Annotated in this window: 18 protein-coding genes; 4 read left to right on the top strand and 14 right to left on the bottom strand. The window is 57.8% G+C overall.

What is annotated here, in order from left to right; translation table 11 throughout:
- Positions 1-9 precede the first annotated feature (9 nt).
- The gene (locus QQF73_RS06745) at positions 10-2004 is read left to right on the top strand and encodes a M48 family metallopeptidase (RefSeq protein ID WP_285367707.1); all 1995 of its coding nucleotides are present in this window, start codon (positions 10-12) and stop codon (positions 2002-2004) included.
- Here the strand turns inward: QQF73_RS06745 and gspD are convergent.
- The 6 genes from gspD to QQF73_RS06715 form a co-directional block, all read right to left on the bottom strand.
- Positions 1994-3958, bottom strand: coding sequence for a type II secretion system secretin GspD (gspD, locus tag QQF73_RS06740; RefSeq protein ID WP_219866244.1), 1965 nt, complete (start codon positions 3956-3958; stop codon positions 1994-1996). The two genes, QQF73_RS06745 and gspD, sit on opposite strands and share 11 nt — an antisense overlap.
- A gap of 32 nt (positions 3959-3990) precedes the next feature.
- Positions 3991-4845, bottom strand: coding sequence for a type II secretion system protein N (locus tag QQF73_RS06735; protein ID WP_285367706.1), 855 nt, complete (start codon positions 4843-4845; stop codon positions 3991-3993).
- Position 4846: 1 nt separating this feature from the next.
- Positions 4847-5638, bottom strand: a complete 792-nt coding sequence (gspN, locus tag QQF73_RS06730; RefSeq protein ID WP_285367705.1) for a type II secretion system protein N — start codon at positions 5636-5638, stop codon at positions 4847-4849.
- 166 nt (positions 5639-5804) lie between these two features.
- Complete coding sequence (gene groL, locus QQF73_RS06725) at positions 5805-7457, bottom strand: chaperonin GroEL (RefSeq protein WP_219866247.1); 1653 nt, start codon at positions 7455-7457, stop codon at positions 5805-5807.
- Between the two features lie 78 nt (positions 7458-7535).
- Positions 7536-7823, bottom strand: coding sequence for a co-chaperone GroES (gene groES, locus QQF73_RS06720; RefSeq protein ID WP_041341247.1), 288 nt, complete (start codon positions 7821-7823; stop codon positions 7536-7538).
- Between the two features lie 199 nt (positions 7824-8022).
- On the bottom strand, positions 8023-8565 hold the full coding sequence (locus QQF73_RS06715) for an FxsA family protein (protein ID WP_219866248.1): 543 nt from the start codon (positions 8563-8565) through the stop codon (positions 8023-8025).
- Positions 8566-8730: 165 nt separating this feature from the next.
- On the opposite strand from QQF73_RS06715, the gene QQF73_RS06710 reads away from it, so the two are divergent.
- Complete coding sequence (locus tag QQF73_RS06710; protein ID WP_219866249.1) at positions 8731-9492, top strand: SDR family oxidoreductase; 762 nt, start codon at positions 8731-8733, stop codon at positions 9490-9492.
- 151 nt (positions 9493-9643) lie between these two features.
- Here the strand turns inward: QQF73_RS06710 and QQF73_RS06705 are convergent, their stop codons facing one another.
- The 3 genes from QQF73_RS06705 to QQF73_RS06695 are packed head-to-tail and all read right to left on the bottom strand — an operon-like array spanning position 9644 to position 11866.
- Positions 9644-9952 (bottom strand): MGMT family protein, encoded by a 309-nt coding sequence (locus QQF73_RS06705; protein ID WP_285367703.1) that lies wholly within the window; start codon positions 9950-9952, stop codon positions 9644-9646.
- 3 nt (positions 9953-9955) lie between these two features.
- Entirely contained in the window at positions 9956-11374 is a 1419-nt protein-coding gene (locus tag QQF73_RS06700; RefSeq protein ID WP_416383194.1) for an AmpG family muropeptide MFS transporter, read from the bottom strand.
- A 9-nt stretch (positions 11375-11383) separates the two neighbouring features.
- The gene (locus QQF73_RS06695) at positions 11384-11866 is read right to left on the bottom strand and encodes a YajQ family cyclic di-GMP-binding protein (RefSeq protein ID WP_219866251.1); all 483 of its coding nucleotides are present in this window, start codon (positions 11864-11866) and stop codon (positions 11384-11386) included.
- 151 nt (positions 11867-12017) lie between these two features.
- Here QQF73_RS06695 and QQF73_RS06690 point away from each other — a divergent pair, with 151 nt between their 5' ends.
- A complete protein-coding gene (locus QQF73_RS06690) occupies positions 12018-12989 on the top strand; it encodes a response regulator (RefSeq protein ID WP_285367702.1) in 972 nt (323 codons plus the stop codon).
- 298 nt (positions 12990-13287) lie between these two features.
- Positions 13288-14307, top strand: coding sequence for an AraC family transcriptional regulator (locus tag QQF73_RS06685; RefSeq protein WP_285367701.1), 1020 nt, complete (start codon positions 13288-13290; stop codon positions 14305-14307).
- Positions 14308-14309: 2 nt separating this feature from the next.
- Here the strand turns inward: QQF73_RS06685 and QQF73_RS06680 are convergent, their stop codons facing one another.
- The 5 genes from QQF73_RS06680 to QQF73_RS06660 all read right to left on the bottom strand — a co-directional run bounded on the left by QQF73_RS06680 (position 14310) and on the right by QQF73_RS06660 (position 19054).
- Positions 14310-15521, bottom strand: coding sequence for an argininosuccinate synthase (locus tag QQF73_RS06680; protein ID WP_219866254.1), 1212 nt, complete (start codon positions 15519-15521; stop codon positions 14310-14312).
- A gap of 163 nt (positions 15522-15684) precedes the next feature.
- Complete coding sequence (gene fliS, locus QQF73_RS06675; protein ID WP_219866255.1) at positions 15685-16083, bottom strand: flagellar export chaperone FliS; 399 nt, start codon at positions 16081-16083, stop codon at positions 15685-15687.
- Positions 16084-16113: 30 nt separating this feature from the next.
- On the bottom strand, positions 16114-17523 hold the full coding sequence (gene fliD, locus QQF73_RS06670) for a flagellar filament capping protein FliD (RefSeq protein ID WP_285367700.1): 1410 nt from the start codon (positions 17521-17523) through the stop codon (positions 16114-16116).
- 195 nt (positions 17524-17718) lie between these two features.
- Complete coding sequence (locus QQF73_RS06665; RefSeq protein ID WP_285367699.1) at positions 17719-18156, bottom strand: flagellar protein FlaG; 438 nt, start codon at positions 18154-18156, stop codon at positions 17719-17721.
- A 76-nt stretch (positions 18157-18232) separates the two neighbouring features.
- Complete coding sequence (locus tag QQF73_RS06660; protein ID WP_285367698.1) at positions 18233-19054, bottom strand: flagellin domain-containing protein; 822 nt, start codon at positions 19052-19054, stop codon at positions 18233-18235.
- Positions 19055-19069 lie beyond the last annotated feature (15 nt).

The raw sequence follows: 19069 nt of genomic DNA, 5'->3' as shown, positions 1-19069 counted from the left end.
CTCTGACCTATGGCCCATCACGGTTTTTTCGAGCGCCAGGCCAGTGCCCGGCGCAACACCAGTCTTCTTGTGTTCCTGTTTCTGACGGCGGTCGTATTGATCACACTGGCCGTCAGCCTGGTCGGGTATTTCGTTACCCGGAGTGAAACCTCAGGGCTGGTTTTCCAGGACTGGCTGCTTTCCAGTCACGGCCTCCTGACCTCAGCCACGGTTGTGACCCTCATTGGTGCCAGTTCCCTGGTCCGGTGGATCGACCTGGCCGGCGGCGGCACCCGCGTCGCGAAGATGGTGGGTGCCCGGCCAATCGACCCCGACACCCGTGATGGTGACGAACGCAAGCTTCGAAACATTGTCGAGGAAATGGCAATTGCCAGCGGGGTTCCGGTCCCCGAACTCTACGTGATGGATCAGGAAACCGGCATCAATGCCTTTGTCGCGGGCTACACGCCCGGTGAAGCCGTGATGGTGGTGACCCACGGAGCCCTCACCCAACTCAGCCGTGACGAGCTTCAGGGCGTGGTCGGGCATGAGTTCAGCCACATCCTGAATGGTGACATGCGACTGAACGTGCGCCTGATCGCAATCCTGGCCGGCATCCTGATGATTGGGCAGATTGGCAGTTTCCTGATGCGCATCTCGTTTTACAGCAGCCACCGCGCCTCCAGGTCCTCCAGCGACAGCCGCGGGCAGGCGGCAATGGGCCTGATTGGCATTGCCCTGCTGGTTATTGGCTACGTTGGAGTGTTTTTCGGGCGGCTGATTCAGGCCGCTGTCTCCCGCCAACGGGAAATGCTGGCCGACGCCTCATCGGTACAGTTTACCCGCAACCCCGAGGGTATCGCCGGAGCCCTGTTCAAAATCGGACTCAAGGGCGGGTATCTGGACACCACCAGCCACGCCAGTGACATGAACCACATGTGCTTCGGCGAAAGCGCGCGGATGAAGTTTACTGCCCTGCTTGCCTCCCATCCTCCAATCGAAGAACGCATCAATTGCATTCAGCCCGGAATGCTGGCGCGGCTCCGAAGCCGTTTCCGTGACACGGAAACCGGTGCCGACCTCCGGTCCGCCACCGGGGCTCGGCAGCCTGCACAGGCATCCGGGTTTGCCAGCGACACTGCCGGGACATGGGAACCGTTAAAACGGTCCAGCACCTCGCCGCTGGCCTCGACGGCGGACCCTGAGTCCACGTTGGGCAACAGGCTATCCGAACGTGTCGGCACAGTGACGGGTCAGGGTGAAGATTTTGCGACCCGGTTTCTGGCGCGTCTGCCAGCGACGTTCCGCAACCTGCTGTACACGCGAGCGGGGGCCATCCAGCTCTGCTATGCCCTGGTGATTGATGGACTCTCCCGGGAGCTCCAGCGGGAGCGGTTGGCATTGATCCCCGCGCACCCCCTACTCGGCGTCGAACGAGACCTTCTGGACAAGCTCCTTCCGACGTTGAAGACGCTGGGGGATGAAGTCCGGTTTCCTGCCCTGGAGCTGGCAATGCCGGCCCTGCGCAAGCTGGATCCGGAGGAGCGGGAGGGATTGATCACTAACATCCAGAAACTGGTTGCGGCGGATAATCGGGTCACCCTGTTCGAGCTGGCCCTGACCAGCTTCCTCTCCAGGCACTTGGGGGGCGGTGCCAGCCGGGAAATGCCGGTCCGGTACCGCAAATACCGGCCGGTTATGCCCGCCATCCAGAAGTTGCTGAGTTTGCTGGCACGCGCTGGAACCGCTGACAACTCTGATGCCGAGCGGCTCTACCGGGAAGCGATGGCCGGCTTCACGACCGTTGGCGAAGGCAATCAGCCAGTTCTCGAGAAGGTCACCATGCGGCAGCTGCGGGAAGCGCTGACAGCATTAAATGGACTGTCACCGCTGTTGAAGCCTGCAATCATCGATGCGTGCGGGTACTGCATCACCCTCGACGGCAAAGTTGACGTCAGGGAATATGAGTTGATGAGGCTGGTGGCGGATCAGCTGGACTGCCCGATGCCGCCGCTCACTTGCTAGTGTCGCGCAGCCTCTCCCGGGTCCGGCCATCGAACAGCACGTCGATATCCGGGTTGGCGTCGACCTGCGGCAGGTCCAGTTTTTCCCTGATATTCAGATTCACATCCCAGAGCTCCTGGAACTTATCGTCCGTTGCCGCAACGGCTTCGGTTTTACCCAGCATGATGGTAGGGCGCAGGAACACCAACAGGTTCCGCTTCACACGACGTTCGGATTCCGAGGAGAACAACCGGCCAAGGAAGGGAATGTCGCCCAAGAGCGGTACCTTGCTCTTGTTGATCTGATAGTCATCGCGGATCAGGCCGCCGAGCACAATGGTTTCCCCGTCATCGGCCAGAACAGTGGTCTTGATTTCCCGTTTGTTGGTCACGATGTCAGATGCGTTCTCGATGCTGTCGGCCACGTTCTCGGTGGTCTGCTCCACCACCAGCCGCACCAGGCCGTCGGCACTGATGGTCGGCGTTACTTTCAGAGTCAGACCGATGTCCCGGCGCTCAATGGTGGTAAAGGGGTTGGTGGTGCCATCGCCGGTGACCGTGGACTGCCCGGTACGGAAGGGCACATTCTGACCAACGATGATTTCCGACTCCTGGTTATCGAGGGTAATGATGCTGGGCGTGGACAACAGGTTTGCCGCGGCAGAGGTGGACAGGGCCTGGAGGAGAATGCCCCAGGTGATGCCGTCCGAGTCATCCTGACCAGCACCGATGGTGATGCCGCCCGCAGCCGGCCCGATCGGCGTATCGGTCACAATGGCGTTGATCACTTCACTCAGGCTGCGGCCAACGTTGCTGAAATTGGTGCCGGCGATCGGCGTGGAATTTCCTGACCGGTCACCCACGGCAAACTGAACGCCCAGGTCCTCACCCACTTCGTCACTGATTTCCACAATGGCGGCTTCAATCAGGACCTGGGCACGCCGGACATCCAGGTGCGCAACGATCTGTTCGGCCTCCTGCATCAGTGATGGCTCGCCACGGACTACGAGGGCATTCAGACCTTCATCGGCAAAGACCGCAAAATTGGCGCTGGGCTTGCTGCTGGACGACCCGTTCGAGCCGGCAGACTCCTCTTTGACCAGCTCACCCATCACGCCTTTGAGTATCTCGGACAGGTTCTTGGCGTCGGCGTGCTTCAGGCGAAGGACTTTGGTGGTTCCACCGGTGGCTGACGGCTGATCCAGTTGCCGGATCAGACTGCGCATCTTGTCGCGAAAGGTCTGATCGCCCCGGAGGATCAGGCGGTTGCTGCGCTCGTCGGCGGTAACGCTGTACTTGCGTGCAACATTCTCGCCTCCGCTCTTGCCGAGTTCATCGGGTGCGAGCTCCTGTAACAGGGTCACCATATCCCCGACCCAGGCCTCATCGAGCTGAATCACTTCCACCTCATATTTGGAGGGGCTGTCGAGCTCGCGAACTATCTGTTCGATACGTTGAATATTGGCGGAATGATCGCTGACGATCAGCGCATTGGCGGCAGCCACACCAGCAAGGTGGCCATATTTTGCCACCAGCGGGCGCAGAATCGGGACCAGCTCCAGAGCGTTGGCGTTGTCGATCTGGATCACCCGGGTGATCAGCTGCTCGGAGGGAATGGCCTCAAACCGGGACATCGACTCGGCCGACTGCTTGGCATCAACCTGCTGAACCACCTTGATGACTTCTTCGCCGGGGATGGCGGTAAATCCATGGACGTTCAATACCGCCAGAAAAAGGTCGTAAATTTCGTCCTTGTTCATCGGTGCGCTGGAAAGCACTGTGACCTTGCCCTTGACCCGAGGGTCCACGACAAAACTGTATCCGGTGATATCCGCAACCTGAGTCACAAACGCCCTGATATCGGCGTCTTTCAGGTTGAGCCGCCAGGTTTCCTCCTGCCCGTAGGCCAGGGACATCATTGGCAGAAGGATAAGCAAGGCTACAGCCCGCAACAGATTTGTCTTGTGGTTATACATGCGGCGATTTCGTCCTGTATCGATGAACCCGATCAGCGCCACTGCTCGGGTATGGCATAACTAATGGTGAGGATGGATCCGTCACGTTCGATTTCTATGTCCACCTGAGACTGTCCTCGCCAGCTCTCAAGCAGGGATTTGTCCTGTTCTATGTCCCCCAGCCGCTGCCCGTTGATGGCGGTGATCACGTCGCCGGCCTGAAGATTGACCGCATTGAGCATGGCGTTGGATCCGTCATACACGTAGCCAGACGTTCCGCTCTGATCCGCCGGGCTCAGCCCGTAGGCGTTAAGCGCCGCGACCCCCTGACTGTCCAGCTCGGCCCGGGCATTTTCCAGGAAAGCTTCCGGGGAGGATTCTGCAGGCTCTTCCGGCGCTTCCGCAACCAGGGCTTCCGAATCCGGCTCTTCAAACGTCAGCGATTCGTACCGACCGCCCCGACGAATCAGAATGCGGCTGGGTTCAACTTCGGCCAACTCTGCGTTGCCGGGCAGCATGTCCCCTACCCGGTAATACGCGGTTTCTCCGTTGCTTCCTGCAACTATAGCACCGGAGTCTTCCGGACGCTGTCCTACGAGAACCCCTTCAAGACGCAGCCGCAGGCCTGTTTCCGGGGCCGATCGTTTGACGACCTCTGCAACGCCACGCTGCTCTGCCGGCCGACCAAAAAAATCAAAACTTGCCATGGGGTACGATAGACCCTGGCCGGAGCCACCCATGCTTCCGCTTTCTGAAACCGGAGCCACGGGCACGGGCTTGTCATCCCAGGCAAAAAGCCAGGTAACCTTGGCCAAGGCGATCCCGATGTAAACGGCGAGCGCCAGCAACAGCAGATTCGCAAGAACCCGGGAAATACGGCTCTGAACCTGAACACCCATCAATGCCATATCAACGCGCTCCCGGCAGCAATGGTTGCTTGACCCGGAAAACCACATCGTCCGGGCTGGCCGATTCCGACCAGGGTTGACCGGCCAGATCCACCATACGTTTGTAGACCTGGACTTCCATCATGCCATTCCAGAGGATGCTGGCCTCCGCTGCCGGGCCGGTGCCGTCCTGCTCTGCCACGGTCAAGGCGATTCCACCTTGAGTGGTGTCGAGGTTGGCCTGCATGGGCGGGAATCGTGCCTGGCCTGTCTGGTTACCCATGGGCCACGTGACCTGCCCTCCAGCCCAACGAGCAAACCCGTCGACACGGGCAATTCGGCCATCCGCCCACACCAGGTTCAACCGATCAACGGTGACGTTGCCCTCGATCATGGCGCCACCACTCCGGCGAATCAGGTCCTCAAACTCGCTGACCACGACCTGGCCACGGGCATTGAGCTCGGCACGCTCCGGCCAGCCAATCGTAACATCGCCCTCAACCGAAGATTGTGACGAAGCAACAGAAATGTCGACCGGTAACGACAGGTCGGTCAGGGACGGCCAGCCGAGATGCCAGTCAACACGTACCGGATAACCTGCCACCACCAATCCCGCGGCACCGTTCCAGACCTGGCCGGAAACCTGCCGGACCTGTACCTGTTCAGGCAGGGGAACATGGGCTGAAGCCTGGTGCCAGACCCATCCTGCGGGTATCCAAACCACCAGTGTCCCCGCATAGACGACCAGCCCCAACAGGACAAGGAGAATCACCTTGCCGGGGCGGAGAAAGGATTTGGGTTCGGTGTCACTCATCGGGCCACACAAAGACAATTGGTCGGTAGCCGAGTCTAACAAAGGCCCGAGGCAAGTTCATGAGAAAAAAACAAAAACCCCGCGTCAGTGCGAACCGACGCGGGGTTTTTGAGGTCGATCGGGCGGCGCCTTGAGGTTCCAAGACGCGACCGGGATCAGGCCGGCATTACATCATGCCGCCCATGCCTCCCATACCGCCCATGCCGCCCATGTCCGGCATACCACCGCCGGCAGACTCGTCCTGAGGCTCATCCGCAACCATCGCCTCAGTGGTGATGATCAAGGATGCAACAGACGCAGCCGCCTGCAGCGCGGAGCGAGTAACCTTGGCAGGATCCAGGATACCCATTTCCAGCATGTCGCCGTACGCTTCGGTAGAGGCGTTGTAGCCGTAGGAACCTTCGCCCTCGCGCACCTTGGCAACGACCACGGAAGACTCACCGCCGGCGTTATACACGATTTGACGCAGCGGAGCTTCCATGGCACGGCGCAGGATGTTGACACCGGCCTTCTGCTCTTCGTTGATCGCATCGACCTTGTCCAGAGCCGCAATGGCACGGATCAGGGTAACGCCACCACCGGCAACAATACCTTCCTCAACCGCAGCACGGGTGGAATGCAGTGCGTCTTCAACGCGAGCTTTCTTCTCTTTCATTTCCACTTCGGAGCCAGCGCCCACCTTGATGACGGCAACACCGCCAGCCAGCTTGGCCACACGCTCTTGCAGCTTCTCTTTGTCGTAGTCAGAGGAGCTGTCTTCGATCTGCTTGCGGATCTGCTCAACACGGGCCTCGATATCGGCCTGCGCACCCACACCGCCAATGATGGTGGTGTTTTCCTTGGTGATGTTGACACGCTTGGCAGTGCCCAGGTCGTCCAGAGTGGTGTTCTCGAGTGTCAGACCCACTTCTTCGGAGATCACAGTACCACCTGAGAGGATGGCAATATCCTGCAGCATCTCTTTCCGACGATCACCGAAGCCAGGAGCCTTAACCGCAGCAACCTTCACGATGCCGCGCATGTTGTTGACAACCAGAGTCGCCAGCGCTTCGCCTTCAATGTCTTCGGCGATGATCATCAGCGGCTTGCCAGCCTTGGCGACAGATTCCAGCACCGGCAGCAGTTCGCGGATGTTGGAGATCTTCTTGTCGACCAGCAGGATGTACGGATCGTCCAGCTCGGCGGACATGTTGTCCTGGTTGTTGATGAAGTACGGAGACAGGAAGCCACGGTCGAACTGCATACCTTCGACCACGTCCAGCTCATCTTCCAGGCCGCGGCCTTCCTCAACAGTAATGACGCCTTCTTTGCCCACACGCTCCATGGCGTCGGCAATCAGCTTGCCAATGGTCTCGTCGCCGTTGGCGGAGATGGTGCCTACCTGGGCAATGTTACGGCTGTCGTCACACGGCTTGGCCATGTCACGAATCGCTTTCACCGCTTCGATGGTAGCCTTATCGATACCGCGCTTAAGGTCCATCGGGTTCATGCCGGCAGTTACTGCCTTCACGCCTTCGTTAACAATGGACTGAGCCAGAACAGTCGCGGTGGTGGTGCCGTCACCCGCGGTGTCGTTGGTCTGGGAGGCGACCTCTTTCACCATCTGGGCGCCCATGTTCTCGAACTTGTCATGCAGTTCGATTTCCTTCGCAACGGAAACACCATCTTTGGTGATGGTCGGCGCGCCGAAGGACTTTTCCAGGACCACGTTGCGGCCCTTGGGACCCAGGGTCACTTTAACCGCGTCTGCCAGAACGTTGACGCCTGCGACCATGCGCTTTCGCGCGTTATCACCGAATTTAACGTCTTTTGCTGCCATGTCTTCTATTCCTGTTCGTTAAACCGAAATTGTTGAATCAATCGGATTAATGAGGGTTCGTGCCGGTCGCCGGAGCGATCACTCAAGCACGCCGTAAATGTCGTTCTCGCTCATGATGAGCAGCTCTTCACCGTCGACTTTTACGGTGTTTCCGGCGTACTGGCCAAAGACCACGGTGTCACCCACCTTGACCGCCAGCGCGCGGGTTTCGCCATTGTCCAGAATGCGACCGTTGCCTACGGCAACGACTTCACCCTGAGAAGGCTTCTCCTTGGCATTACCCGGCAGCACGATGCCACCCGCAGTTTTCTCTTCTTCTTCCTTACGGCGCACGACAACACGATCGTGTAGCGGACGAATTTTCATTGCTCGGTTTCTCCAGTAGTCAGATTAATGTGGCAATGACATTTGCTGTTTAAAAAGGTCGGACTTGCAAAGCGTCATCCGGCCAAATTGCCCGGCTGCCTAACCTGCTGTTTTCCAGCCGTTATCAGCCTGCAGCGAACTTGTGCAACCTATGTGGGGTTGGCGTAGGGGTTTTCAACACCCCGGATACAACTTTTTTTCACTTTTTTTCGATGCGATCGCGATCGGATTCGGTCTCGTCCTGGTACTCACCCTCAATGATGTCGCCATTGCTGTCACGATCGAATGGTCGCTGTCTGCCGAAGGGATTCTCACGGTTACCAAATGGGGGCTGATCAAAGGGTCCCTGGCCGCCTCCAGAGCGGAAATAAAAGCCCCGGCTCTGGCCGGAAACCACCATCCGCTTCAGGGCCTGTGCCGCGAGCCAGTGGCGGGTGCCGGGTAGGAGGCAGAGAAACCCGATGGTGTCTGTAATAAAGCCCGGGGTCAGCAACAGGGCTCCCCCGACCGCCAGGATCAGCCCCTCGGCCACCTCCTTGGCAGGCAATTCCCCACTGTTGAGACGCTGGTTCGCTTTGAGCAGGGTGGCCAGCCCCTGCTGGCGTAGAAGCCAGGCACCGATGACCGCCGTTAACAGCACAAGGCCAACGGTATTCAACACACCGATAATACCGCCCACCTTTATGAGCACCGCCATCTCGGCAATCGGCATGATAATGAAGAGAAACAGAAACACAGACATCAGGCCCTCACGGTCTGAATAGGAATTTAAGAAGGTCTGGTATACTCCCAGCCCCTCTGTTTTGGACAAGAAGCCACACAAATGGCTCAATACGACAACGCCGGCCGGCGGGTTCGGGACACACGTTAAACCTAAACCACCTGATAACAGTAGTTAGGGCAAAACATGAAACTTCAAGATTCCGTAATCGCAATCACTGGCGGTGGCCAGGGCCTGGGCCGCGCCATGGCCGAATACTTTGCCGCCCGGGGCGCCAAACTGGCACTCATCGATCTGATGCCCGAAAAGCTCGACGAAGCCGTTGCCGCCTGCAAAGCCGCAGGTGTGGAGGCAAAGAGCTACGTCTGCAACGTGGCCAAGGAAGAAGAGGTCGAGCAAACCTTCGCGGCCATTGCGAGCGACTTTGGCCAGCTCAACGGTCTGATTAATAACGCCGGCATCCTGCGGGACGGCCTGATGGTCAAGGTTAAGGATGGCCAGGTTGAGAAGCGCATGGAACTGTCCCAATGGCAGTCGGTTATTGACGTCAACCTGACCGGTGTTTTCCTGTGTGGTCGGGAAGCGGCTACCCAGATGATCAAGAACGGCGACCAGGGCGTGATCATCAACATTGCCTCGATTTCCCGCGCGGGGAATATGGGACAGAGCAACTACTCTGCCGCCAAGGCGGGTGTGTCTGCCCTGGTACCGGTTTGGGCGAAGGAGCTGGCGCGTTATGGTATTCGCTGCATGGGCATTGCTCCGGGCTTTATCGAAACCGAGATGACCGCCTCCATGAAACCGGAAGCGCTGGAGAAGATGACCGCGGGCATTCCGCTGAAGCGCATGGGTAAGCCTGAGGAGATTGCTTCAGCGGCGGCGTTTATTTTTGAGAACGACTACCTTTCCGGACGCATGATTGAGGTGGATGGGGCTTTGAGGCTGTAGCCTTCGAGTTTGAGGGCTGGCCCCGGGGTGGGGTACCTTTTCTTCTGGGACACGAACTCGCTGCGCGCAGACATCTTTGTTCCGGCAGAAAAGGTACCCCACCCCGTGACCGGCAGACCTATGGAATAAGCTTACTGACAACGAAGAAGGACTAGGGTTGCCATTGGTATTCGCGCAGGTTGATCTTCCCGTTTTTTACTTCTACTCCATCTCGTTCCAGCAGCTCTTTTTGCAAGACGAACGTTGGCGAGCCTTCCGGGAAGGCGATCTGGCCATTGCTGCGGATTACTCGGTACCAGGGAACTGAATGTCCCTCCGGGAGTTTACCCAGCGCGCGGCCGATATACCGGGCCTGCCGTCCGAGACCGGCCATGCCCGCCACCTGTCCATAGCTGGCGACCTTCCCTTCAGGAATGCTCAGAACGACCTGCCAGATTTTCTGATCCTTGGTTGGTTCCATCACTCAGGACTCCTTCAGAGCCGGTTCTGAGTCTGGGTCAATCTGCTCGGCCTTTCGTGGTGCCAGCGCGTCCAGTCTCTCGCCCTGTCGGATCATGAACATCGCCAGCAGGATGGCCGGCACGCCCATGACACCGGCAACGAAGAAGAACTGGGCGTAGCCGAAGTCAGCCACGACGATGCCTGAGAAGCCGCCAAGAAACTTACCCGGCAGGGTCATCAGGGAGCTGAACAGGGCGTACTGGGTTGCCGTGAAGGAGGCACTGGTCATGCTGGACAACCAGGCGATGAGCGCGACGTTGGCGATGCCACCGCTCAGGTTGTCGGCACTGACCACGGCCGCCAGCGTAATCACGTTCGGCGGGTACTGGGCAAGGAGGACGAACAGCAGGTTGGTTGCTGCAGTCATCACCGCCCCCAGCAACAGAATCCTGCGAACGCCGTACCGCACCACCATGACCCCGCCGGCCAGCGAACCGGCAATGGTCATGAAAAAACCGAAGATCTTGGTGACATCTGCTACCTGGGTCTTGCTGAAGCCCATGAAGTCCAGATAGAAGGGGTTGGCCATTACCCCCATGGCAATGTCGGAAATCCGGTAAACCGCGACCATCACCAGTATGAGCACCGCCAGCTCTTTGTAGCGATTGAAGAAATCCAGGAACGGGCCGGCGACGGCGGCATAGAACCAGCCGACGAGTCGTGCGAGGCGCGGATTGAGGTGGCCACGTTTGGCCGCTTCCTGTTCGATTTTGTGGGCGATGTCCTGGGCGGCGGCGAAGTGGTTAACCGACGGCTCGCGGACGATCAGTACCGTCAGGGCTCCGACGCCGACGAGGCAGGCCATCACCTGGTAGGACACCTGCCAGGACCAGAACTCCGCGAGATACAGCGCGCCGGCACCGGCAACCAGCAGCGCTAGCCGGTAGCCGAAGATGTAGGTGGCTGCCAGCGCCGCCTGCAATCGCTCCTCCGCGATTTCAATGCGATAGGCATCGATGGCGACATCCTGTGTTGCCGACGAGAACGCAACCAGAAGACCGCACAGGGCCATCATTTCCGGTGCCGTCGTGGCATCGACATTGGCCATCAGATAGAGGCCGGTTGCGATCCCGGACTGGGCCAGAATGATCCAGCTACGGCGCTTCCCCAGCAACCGGTCCAGCAGCGGCAACCGTAACCGATCCACCACGGGCGCCCAGAAAACTTTGATGGAGTAAGTTATGCCCAGCCAGCTGAAGAAGCCGATGGTGGCAGTTTCCACTCCCACGTCCGCCAGCCGGGCGTTCAGCGTGGAGAAAACCAGTAAGAAAGGCAGCCCCGCCGAAAACCCCAGAAACAGGAGGGCAATGACCTGCCAGCGAGTGTATGTGTAGAGCGTGTCCCGGATCAGGGCGCGGCGGTCGCTGGAAAGAATGGTCAAGCCTCCGGATCAGTCGCGAAAATTGTTGAACTGCAGCGGGATCTCCAGATCCGCTTCGCGCAGCATCGCCATGGCAGCTTGCAGATCGTCCCGCTTCTTGCCGGTTACCCGAACCTTGTCACCCTGAATGCTGGCCTGAACTTTCAGTTTGGCGTCCTTGATCATCTTCACGATCTTCTTCGCCATGTCCGTTTCAATACCCTGCTTCAGGAGCAGGTGCTGCTTTACCAGCTTGCCGGACTTGCTTTCACCGTCTTCGGACAGGGCGCGGACGTCGATTTTGCGTTTGGCAAAGGCCATTCGCAACATGTCCAGCAGCTGCTCCAGCTGAAATTCCTGCTCCGCACTGATGGTAATGCCCTTGTCATCACGCTCGATATTCGCTTCCACGTTCTTGAAATCCCAGCGGGTGGCCAGGTCTTTCTTGGCCTGGTCCACCGCGTTGGTGACTTCGTGCATATCAATTTCAGAAACTATGTCAAAAGAAGGCATGGTCGTTATTCTCCAGTAGCCACCGGGGGTATACTGTGGCCTACATTAATTCCCGGATGTTCAAGGTGCCAAAGCATAGCAAGACCCACGCCGGACCGCATCCGGCAAAGGGCGCCGCATTCGACAATGGACTGGTGAGAAGTAGATAACAATGCCAAACCTGGACCTACCCATCCTCGTAGTAGATGACGCCAAATTCAGCAGCATGGTGGTTGGCCGCACCCTGCGCAATGCCGGTTACCGCGACGTACGAATCGTCAACAACTCCCCCGCCGCGCTTGAGCTGATCGAACAACGCCCGGTCAGCGTGCTGATTGCCGACTGGCTGATGCCGGAGATGGATGGGCTCGAGTTGACCGACAGTGTTCGGCAACAGGACGAACAGAACAACCATTACACCTATGTGATTCTGCTCACCGCCCGGGAAAGCGTAGAGGCACTATCGGAAGCGTTTGATCGAGGCGTGGATGACTTTATCTACAAATCCGACATGACCAAACAGCTGATCCCCCGAATCTTTGCCGCGGATCGTATGGCTGATCGCCAGAACACCCTGCTGAGGGCGAACTCTCTGCTGATTGAGAACAATCGGGAACTCGAGGCGACCAACATCATCGACCTGGAAACCGGTCTCTGCAACAACAAGTATGGCCGAGAGCGTCTCGCCAAAATGCTGCGCCATGCCGAATCCCGGGGTGGCTCATGCGCCTACGTCCTCTGCGGCATCCGCAACTGGCAAGAACTCAAACGCAAGCATCCACCGACGGTGATGAGCGAGTTGGCCGTTGGCATCGCCCGGCGCCTCAGCACACTGATTCGACCGATTGACGTGCTGTGCCGGGTGGGTGACAACCAGTTCGCCATCATTGCCTACTTTCCCAACAGCGACCACTGCACAACCACCGCGTTCCGACGGGTATTCGACGGCATCAATCACAAGGCACTTAAAACCACCGCAGGCTATATCTCCGTGGAAGCGGGCATGGTGCTTTGCCGGGCCGATGCCCAGCAGGGCACACCCTCGGTGCAGGAGGTGGAACGCACCGCTGTAGAGGGGCTGGTGGACGCCTATGAAACCCGGCGATTCACCGAAACCGCTCCGGAGGTCACCGAGGGGGTGTGATACCCGGCTGACCACTTTTCGAACAATCTGTAACAGTGCGACACACATCACAAACAGACACAGCCGAGCGAAAGCCCTATTCTGCAATTGTGGATTTAAGCAGTATCCCCCATGGCGGAGGAGCCGAGTAGTACCTCCGCCGCCAAATGGGGAAACGATCCACCGGATTAACGAATTTTTCAGGCACTTTCGTTCTTTCCTTATTTTGGGCCAGCTGATCTAGCTGGCCTTTTTATTTTGTGTTTCCAAATTCCGGTATACTCGGCACATAACGATTCAAATAACCCGTGCTGTAGCCATGACATCCCTTGGAACCGCCTCTGTCGCCGCCTTGCGGCAATACGTTCGCGCCGCCGAATCCGCCGGCGAAGACACCGATGCCCTGTTCAAACTGGCTGGACTGAACCCGGAAATCCTGGCGACGGACGACGGCCGCATCCCGGGCGAGCAACTCCAGAAGTTCATTCATCTCCTGTGCGAACAGACCGGCAACCCGGTTCTCGGGCTGGAAACCGGCGATTTCGTACAACCCGGCTCCTACAGCGTTCTCGGTTATATCACCATGAGTTGCGCCACGCTGGGGGAAGCAGTGGCCCGGATCGCCCCGTTTGAAAAACTCGTTGGTGACATGGGCACCACCAGCCTTGCCATCAATGGCGATGAAATCACCCTCACCTGGACCTGCCACTTCACCGATCCCGTCGTACGCCCTCACCTGGTCGACAACGTATTTTCGTCCTGGGTGAATTACGCCCGGTGGCTGGCCGACAACCGCACCGCCTCACCCTCCCGTGTCTGCCTGCGGCGGCCATCCCCGGGCCAGGCGCTGGAGCAGGCCTACCAGGAACGCTGGCGTTGCCCTGTCCTGTTCGGTGCCGACGAAGACAGCGTTACACTGAAAAAAGATCTGCTGGAAACGCGCCTGCGACAACCGGACCCGCTGCTGCGGAAAACCCTCGAGGCCCACGCGCTTACACAGCTTGCCGCCCTGGATACCGACAGCGATCTGATTTCCCGGGTAAAGCACAGCATCCAGCAGCAACTCATGCATGGGATCACGCGGCAGGACATGGTGGCGGAAGATCTGCGGATGACCAGTCGCACCCTGCAGCGCAAACTGAGCCAGGATGGGGTGTCGTATCAGAAACTGCTGGATGAGGTTCGACTGAAAATGGCGGAGGATTATCTGCTCAACAGCGAGTTGGCAATTCCGGACATTGCATTACGGCTGGGGTACAGTGAAACCACGTCGTTCCACCGCAAATTCAAGGCAGTAAAAGGCAAGACGCCCGGAGAGTTCCGGGCGTCCAGAGACTGATATCAGAGCGCGCGGCCCTTGCCAGCAGCAATGCGCAGGCGCAGGGCGTTCAGCTTGATGAAGCCTTCCGCATCCTTCTGGTCGTAGGCGCCCTGATCCTCCTCGAAGGTTGCGATCTTCTCGTCGAACAGGGAGTCGTCAGACTTACGGCCGGCCACATCGACATTGCCCTTGTAGAGCTTCAGGCGAACGGTACCGTTCACGTACTCCTGGGTCTGGTCGATCAGCGCCTGCAGCGCTTCACGCTCCGGGGACCACCAGTAACCGTTGTAGATAACCTCGGCGTAGCGCGGCATGATGCTGTCTTTCAGGTGCGCCACTTCTCGGTCCAGGGTGATGGACTCGATGGCACGATGAGCCCGCAGCATGATGGTGCCGCCCGGGGTCTCGTAACATCCGCGGGACTTCATACCAACATAACGGTTCTCGACGATATCCAGACGGCCAATGCCGTTATCGCCGGCCAGCTTATTCAGGGTCTCCAGCACCACGTGCGGCTTCATCTCCTGGCCATCAACGGCGACGATATCACCCTTCCTGTAGGTCAGCTCGACGTAGGTCGGCTTGTCCGGGGCCGCTTCCGGGGAAACGCTCCAGCGCCACATGTCTTCCTCGGCTTCCGCCCAGGGATCTTCCAGGTTGATGCCTTCGTAGGAAATGTGCAGCAGGTTCGCATCCATGGAATAAGGGCTCTTGCCCTTCTTCTTCTCCACCGGAATGTTGCGCTCGTCGCAGTACGCCAGCAGCTTCTCGCGGGAGTTCAGATCCCACTCGCGCCAGGGCGCAATTACCTTTACACCCGGCTTGAGCGCATAGGCACCCAGCTCGAAACGAACCTGGTCGTTGCCCTTGCCGGTCGCGCCATGGGAGATGGCATCGGCGCCGGTCTCGTTGGCGATCTCGATCAGTCGGCGGGAGATCAGCGGGCGGGCAATGGAGGTACCCAGCAGGTACTCACCCTCGTAGATGGTGTTCGCGCGGAACATCGGGAACACGTAATCGCGCACAAACTCCTCGCGCAGGTCCTCGATGTAGATTTCCTTTACCCCCAGCGCCTCGGCTTTCGCCCGCGCCGGTTCCACTTCCTCGCCCTGGCCGATATCAGCGGTGAAGGTCACCACCTCACAGTTGTAGGTATCCTGCAACCACCGCACGATCACGGAAGTATCCAGGCCACCGGAATAGGCCAGCACCACCTTTTTAATATCAGACATGCCCTTGCTCCAGACTGAACAGAATGGATGTATCGAAAATAAGGCGCATATTGTACGGGAGAGCGGGGGGAATGGCTATTGGGCCAAGGCATGACAATACCAGAACCCGATCGGACCATAGACGGCCCGTTCGGGTCATTACAGTAGCGCTACTCTGTTCGGGTCAGCCCGCCTGCTGCTGAGCAACAACCTCTTCACGAATGCCGTCCCAGCCTTCCTTTACAGAGCGCAGCAATTGCGCCACCTCATCCAGACGGTTGATGTCGTTACGGGCGTTCGCTTCCCAGAGTGCGCGCTCCATGTACTCGTAGAGTGCGTCAAGGCGCTCGGACAGTTCGCCGCCCTGCTCCTTATCCAGAAATCCGCGGAGCGCTCCAACGATGTCCATCGCCTTCAGGATCAGCTTGCCCTTGGCCTCGTAGTCCCGGGCCTGAATCTTCGCCTTGGCCATATTGATGCGCTCGAGGGCCCCCTGGTACAGGAGCTGGATGAGTTTGTGCGGATCGGCATCGGTAATGCTGGTCTGGGTGTTGATTCGCTGGTATTGCTGAAGGCCGTTCATAGGTAACCTCTTAGAGTTCAGCGCTGTTTACTATTGCTTGCCGCTGGATTGCTGAGGTGCAATTGCTGCCAACTGCTGGCTGACGTAATTGCCCGTGCTGTTCAATTGAGAGATCAAAGAGTCGGCTGCTGAAAACTGTGCAACCAACCGCTCGCGATAAGTCTGCATCCGGAGGTCAAGTCGATCTCTCTGTTCCTGAATATCATCCAGGGTTCTATTGAGCCCCTCTGTTCGACTGGAAATCGCACCATCGCTGGCCAGATAATTTTCGATACTTGCTTCGATCTGTCCGGCAATTCCATTGGTGCCATTTTGCTCTGACAATAAAGCGGTAACTGCCTGAGGGTCGGATTCAAGTTTTTCCTTGAATACAGAATCGTCGAACTCCAGCCTGCCGGTGCTTGGATCCGTCTTGATGCCAAGATCGGCGAGGGTCCTGACAGAACTGTTTTCCATACCAGCGGGAATAGCAGTAAACGCAGACCGCAGATCACGCTCAATATTCCGAATGGTGGAATCACCCGACAATATGCCACTGCTACCGCTGCCGGCACTGTATCCGGAAGCTTTGTTAATAACGTCTTTCAGCGCATTGTATTTATCGATGAATTCCTGAACCCGGCCCGCCACTTCATCAGGATCTCGCTCGACCTTGATCGTGGAGGCCCCGAGGGACCTGATATCGAATGTAATACCCTCAACTACGTTTTCTACGTTGTTGGAGGATCGACTCACTGCAATACCATTGACTTCAAGCAACGCGTCTTGCGCTGCCACCGTCTCGGTCAAATTCGACGCGGTCCCATCGAACGCAAACTGTGAAAGCCCGGACGCATCGGTGCTGTTACCGTCACTATCGGCCACCGAAACCTGAATGGCATTTTGAAGCCCACTCTCGTCGGAAGACAGGACCAGACGAAATCCGCTACCGGTGTCAACAATGCCCGCCGATAAGCCGGCACCCGAGTCGTTGATGGAGTCGGCAAGTCCCTGGAGCGTATTATTACTACCATCAACCGTTACGTCGGTACTCACTCCATTTACCGTGAACGTCAGAGTACCTGTACCAACGGTTGTCGTGTCAGTGTCGGCAAAAGTTGCTGAGGCCAGCGACTGCGCCTGGGCAAGCTGCGTGACATTGATACTGTATGAGCCACGGCTCGCTGTCGCTGGATCAACATTGACGGCCGCCACCGATTCATTAGTCGAGGTTGCCGTCAAAGCTTTCAGCCCCTCAGAAGATGCGAGGGTTTCCAGCGGCGTCTTCAACGCCTCCAAAGCACTTCTCAGGGCGCCAAAAGCAGAGATTTTGCTTTCGGCCTCATTTTCTCTTCGATTCAGGCGGAGTTCAGTGGGCTGGCGCTCTGCGTTGACCAGTTTATCAACCAGATCGGCACTGAAGATTCCCGAGCCAGCACCTAGCGATGAAATTCCTGCCATATCGAGCCTCCTACAAGGCTTGCCTGTTCTTTTAACGTGTAACGGCATGGGACGGCAAAACTTTGCCTAATTCCCAAAACCTTTCAGTAATATTTTGTAACCCGACTGCGGGCTCTGCACAGACGAAAACGCCGCCAGCCCATATGGGTGGCGGCGCTAACGCAGTTCCACAGCGTTCAGTGAAGGGCCCGCGGCTCAGACTTTCAAGTCAAACAACGTTAGCGGCTCATCCTGCTGCAAGTTTTCTGCCAACCTCAATGCAACCTCATCCGGAATCTGCCGAATAACTTTCTGGGTCTCCTGGTCCACGACCCTCACGATCGTTTTACCAAGCTCCTGGTCCACTTCGAATTGCAGATCTCTCTGAACGTTCTGGACAAAGTCATTCAGCTGCGAAACCGCACGCCCCACGTCTTCACCGGCAATCACCCGACGACTCTCTTCAACCTGAGCTCGGGCAACCTGAGATGAGGGGGATGGCGCAACACCTGCGGTCGTCTTTTCCATAAACAAGGCTTCTTGAGCGGAGACATTGCTGCCATCTGCCCGAGGTGACACGGACGCCCGAGCCGGAGCTTGTTCACTGGCGCGAACCAGCTTCAAATCCGGGCTGTTCAGGTTTACGTGACTCATGACCCACCTCGCCGTCCTTCTATGGAGTTAACCGGCCCTTCCCGAAGAAGGACCGGCCGGCTCCGGCTGCCCCTGATTACTGCAGGAGGGACAGTACCTGGTTAGGACGAGCGTTCGCCTGTGCAAGTACCGAGATACCGGCCTGCTGCAACACGTTCGCCTTGGCCAGCTTCGCAGATTCAGCGGCGAAATCAGCATCAACGATACGGCTGTTGGAGGCACTCAGGTTTTCAATAGACGTTCCCAGGTTCGCAATTGTGCTCTCAAAACGGTTCTGCGACGCACCAAAGAGACTGCGCTGAGAGTTCACGGCATCAAGAGCCGAATCAATGGCAGTGATCGCTGCGTTAGCGTTCGTTGCGTCGGCGCCATCAATTGTCGACGCGCCCACACCCAGAGCTGCTGCCTGCATGTCAGCGAAGGCTACATCAATGGTCTCACCGGCATTTGCACCCACCTGAATGGAGACCGTGGACGCAGCATTAAGCACGTTTGTGCCATTGAACGTAGTCTGGTTGGCAATACGGTCGATTTCAGCAATACGTGCGGTAAATTCATTGTTCAGGGCAGTTCGGTCAGCGGCATTATTAGAACCGTTGGCAGACTGAACGGCCAGCTCGCGCATACGTTGCAGGTTGTTGATTGTCTCATCCAGACCACCTTCCGCCGTCTGCATCATGGAGATGCCGTCGTTGGCATTCCGCTGAGCAACGGTCAGGCCACGAATCTGTGCGTCGAAACGGGTAGAGATTGAAAGACCAGCAGCATCATCCTTGGCAGAGTTAATCCGCAAACCGGAAGACAAACGCTCAAGCGCCTGATCAGACAAGCTTTGTGATTTACCCAACTGGTTCTGTGCATTCAATGAGGCAACGTTAGTATTGATACCGAGAGCCATATTGCTTCTCCTTCG

Source organism: Marinobacter albus, assembly GCF_030238305.1.
Lineage (GTDB): Bacteria > Pseudomonadota > Gammaproteobacteria > Pseudomonadales > Oleiphilaceae > Marinobacter > Marinobacter albus.
This window is presented reverse-complemented; position numbering and strand designations above follow the sequence as displayed.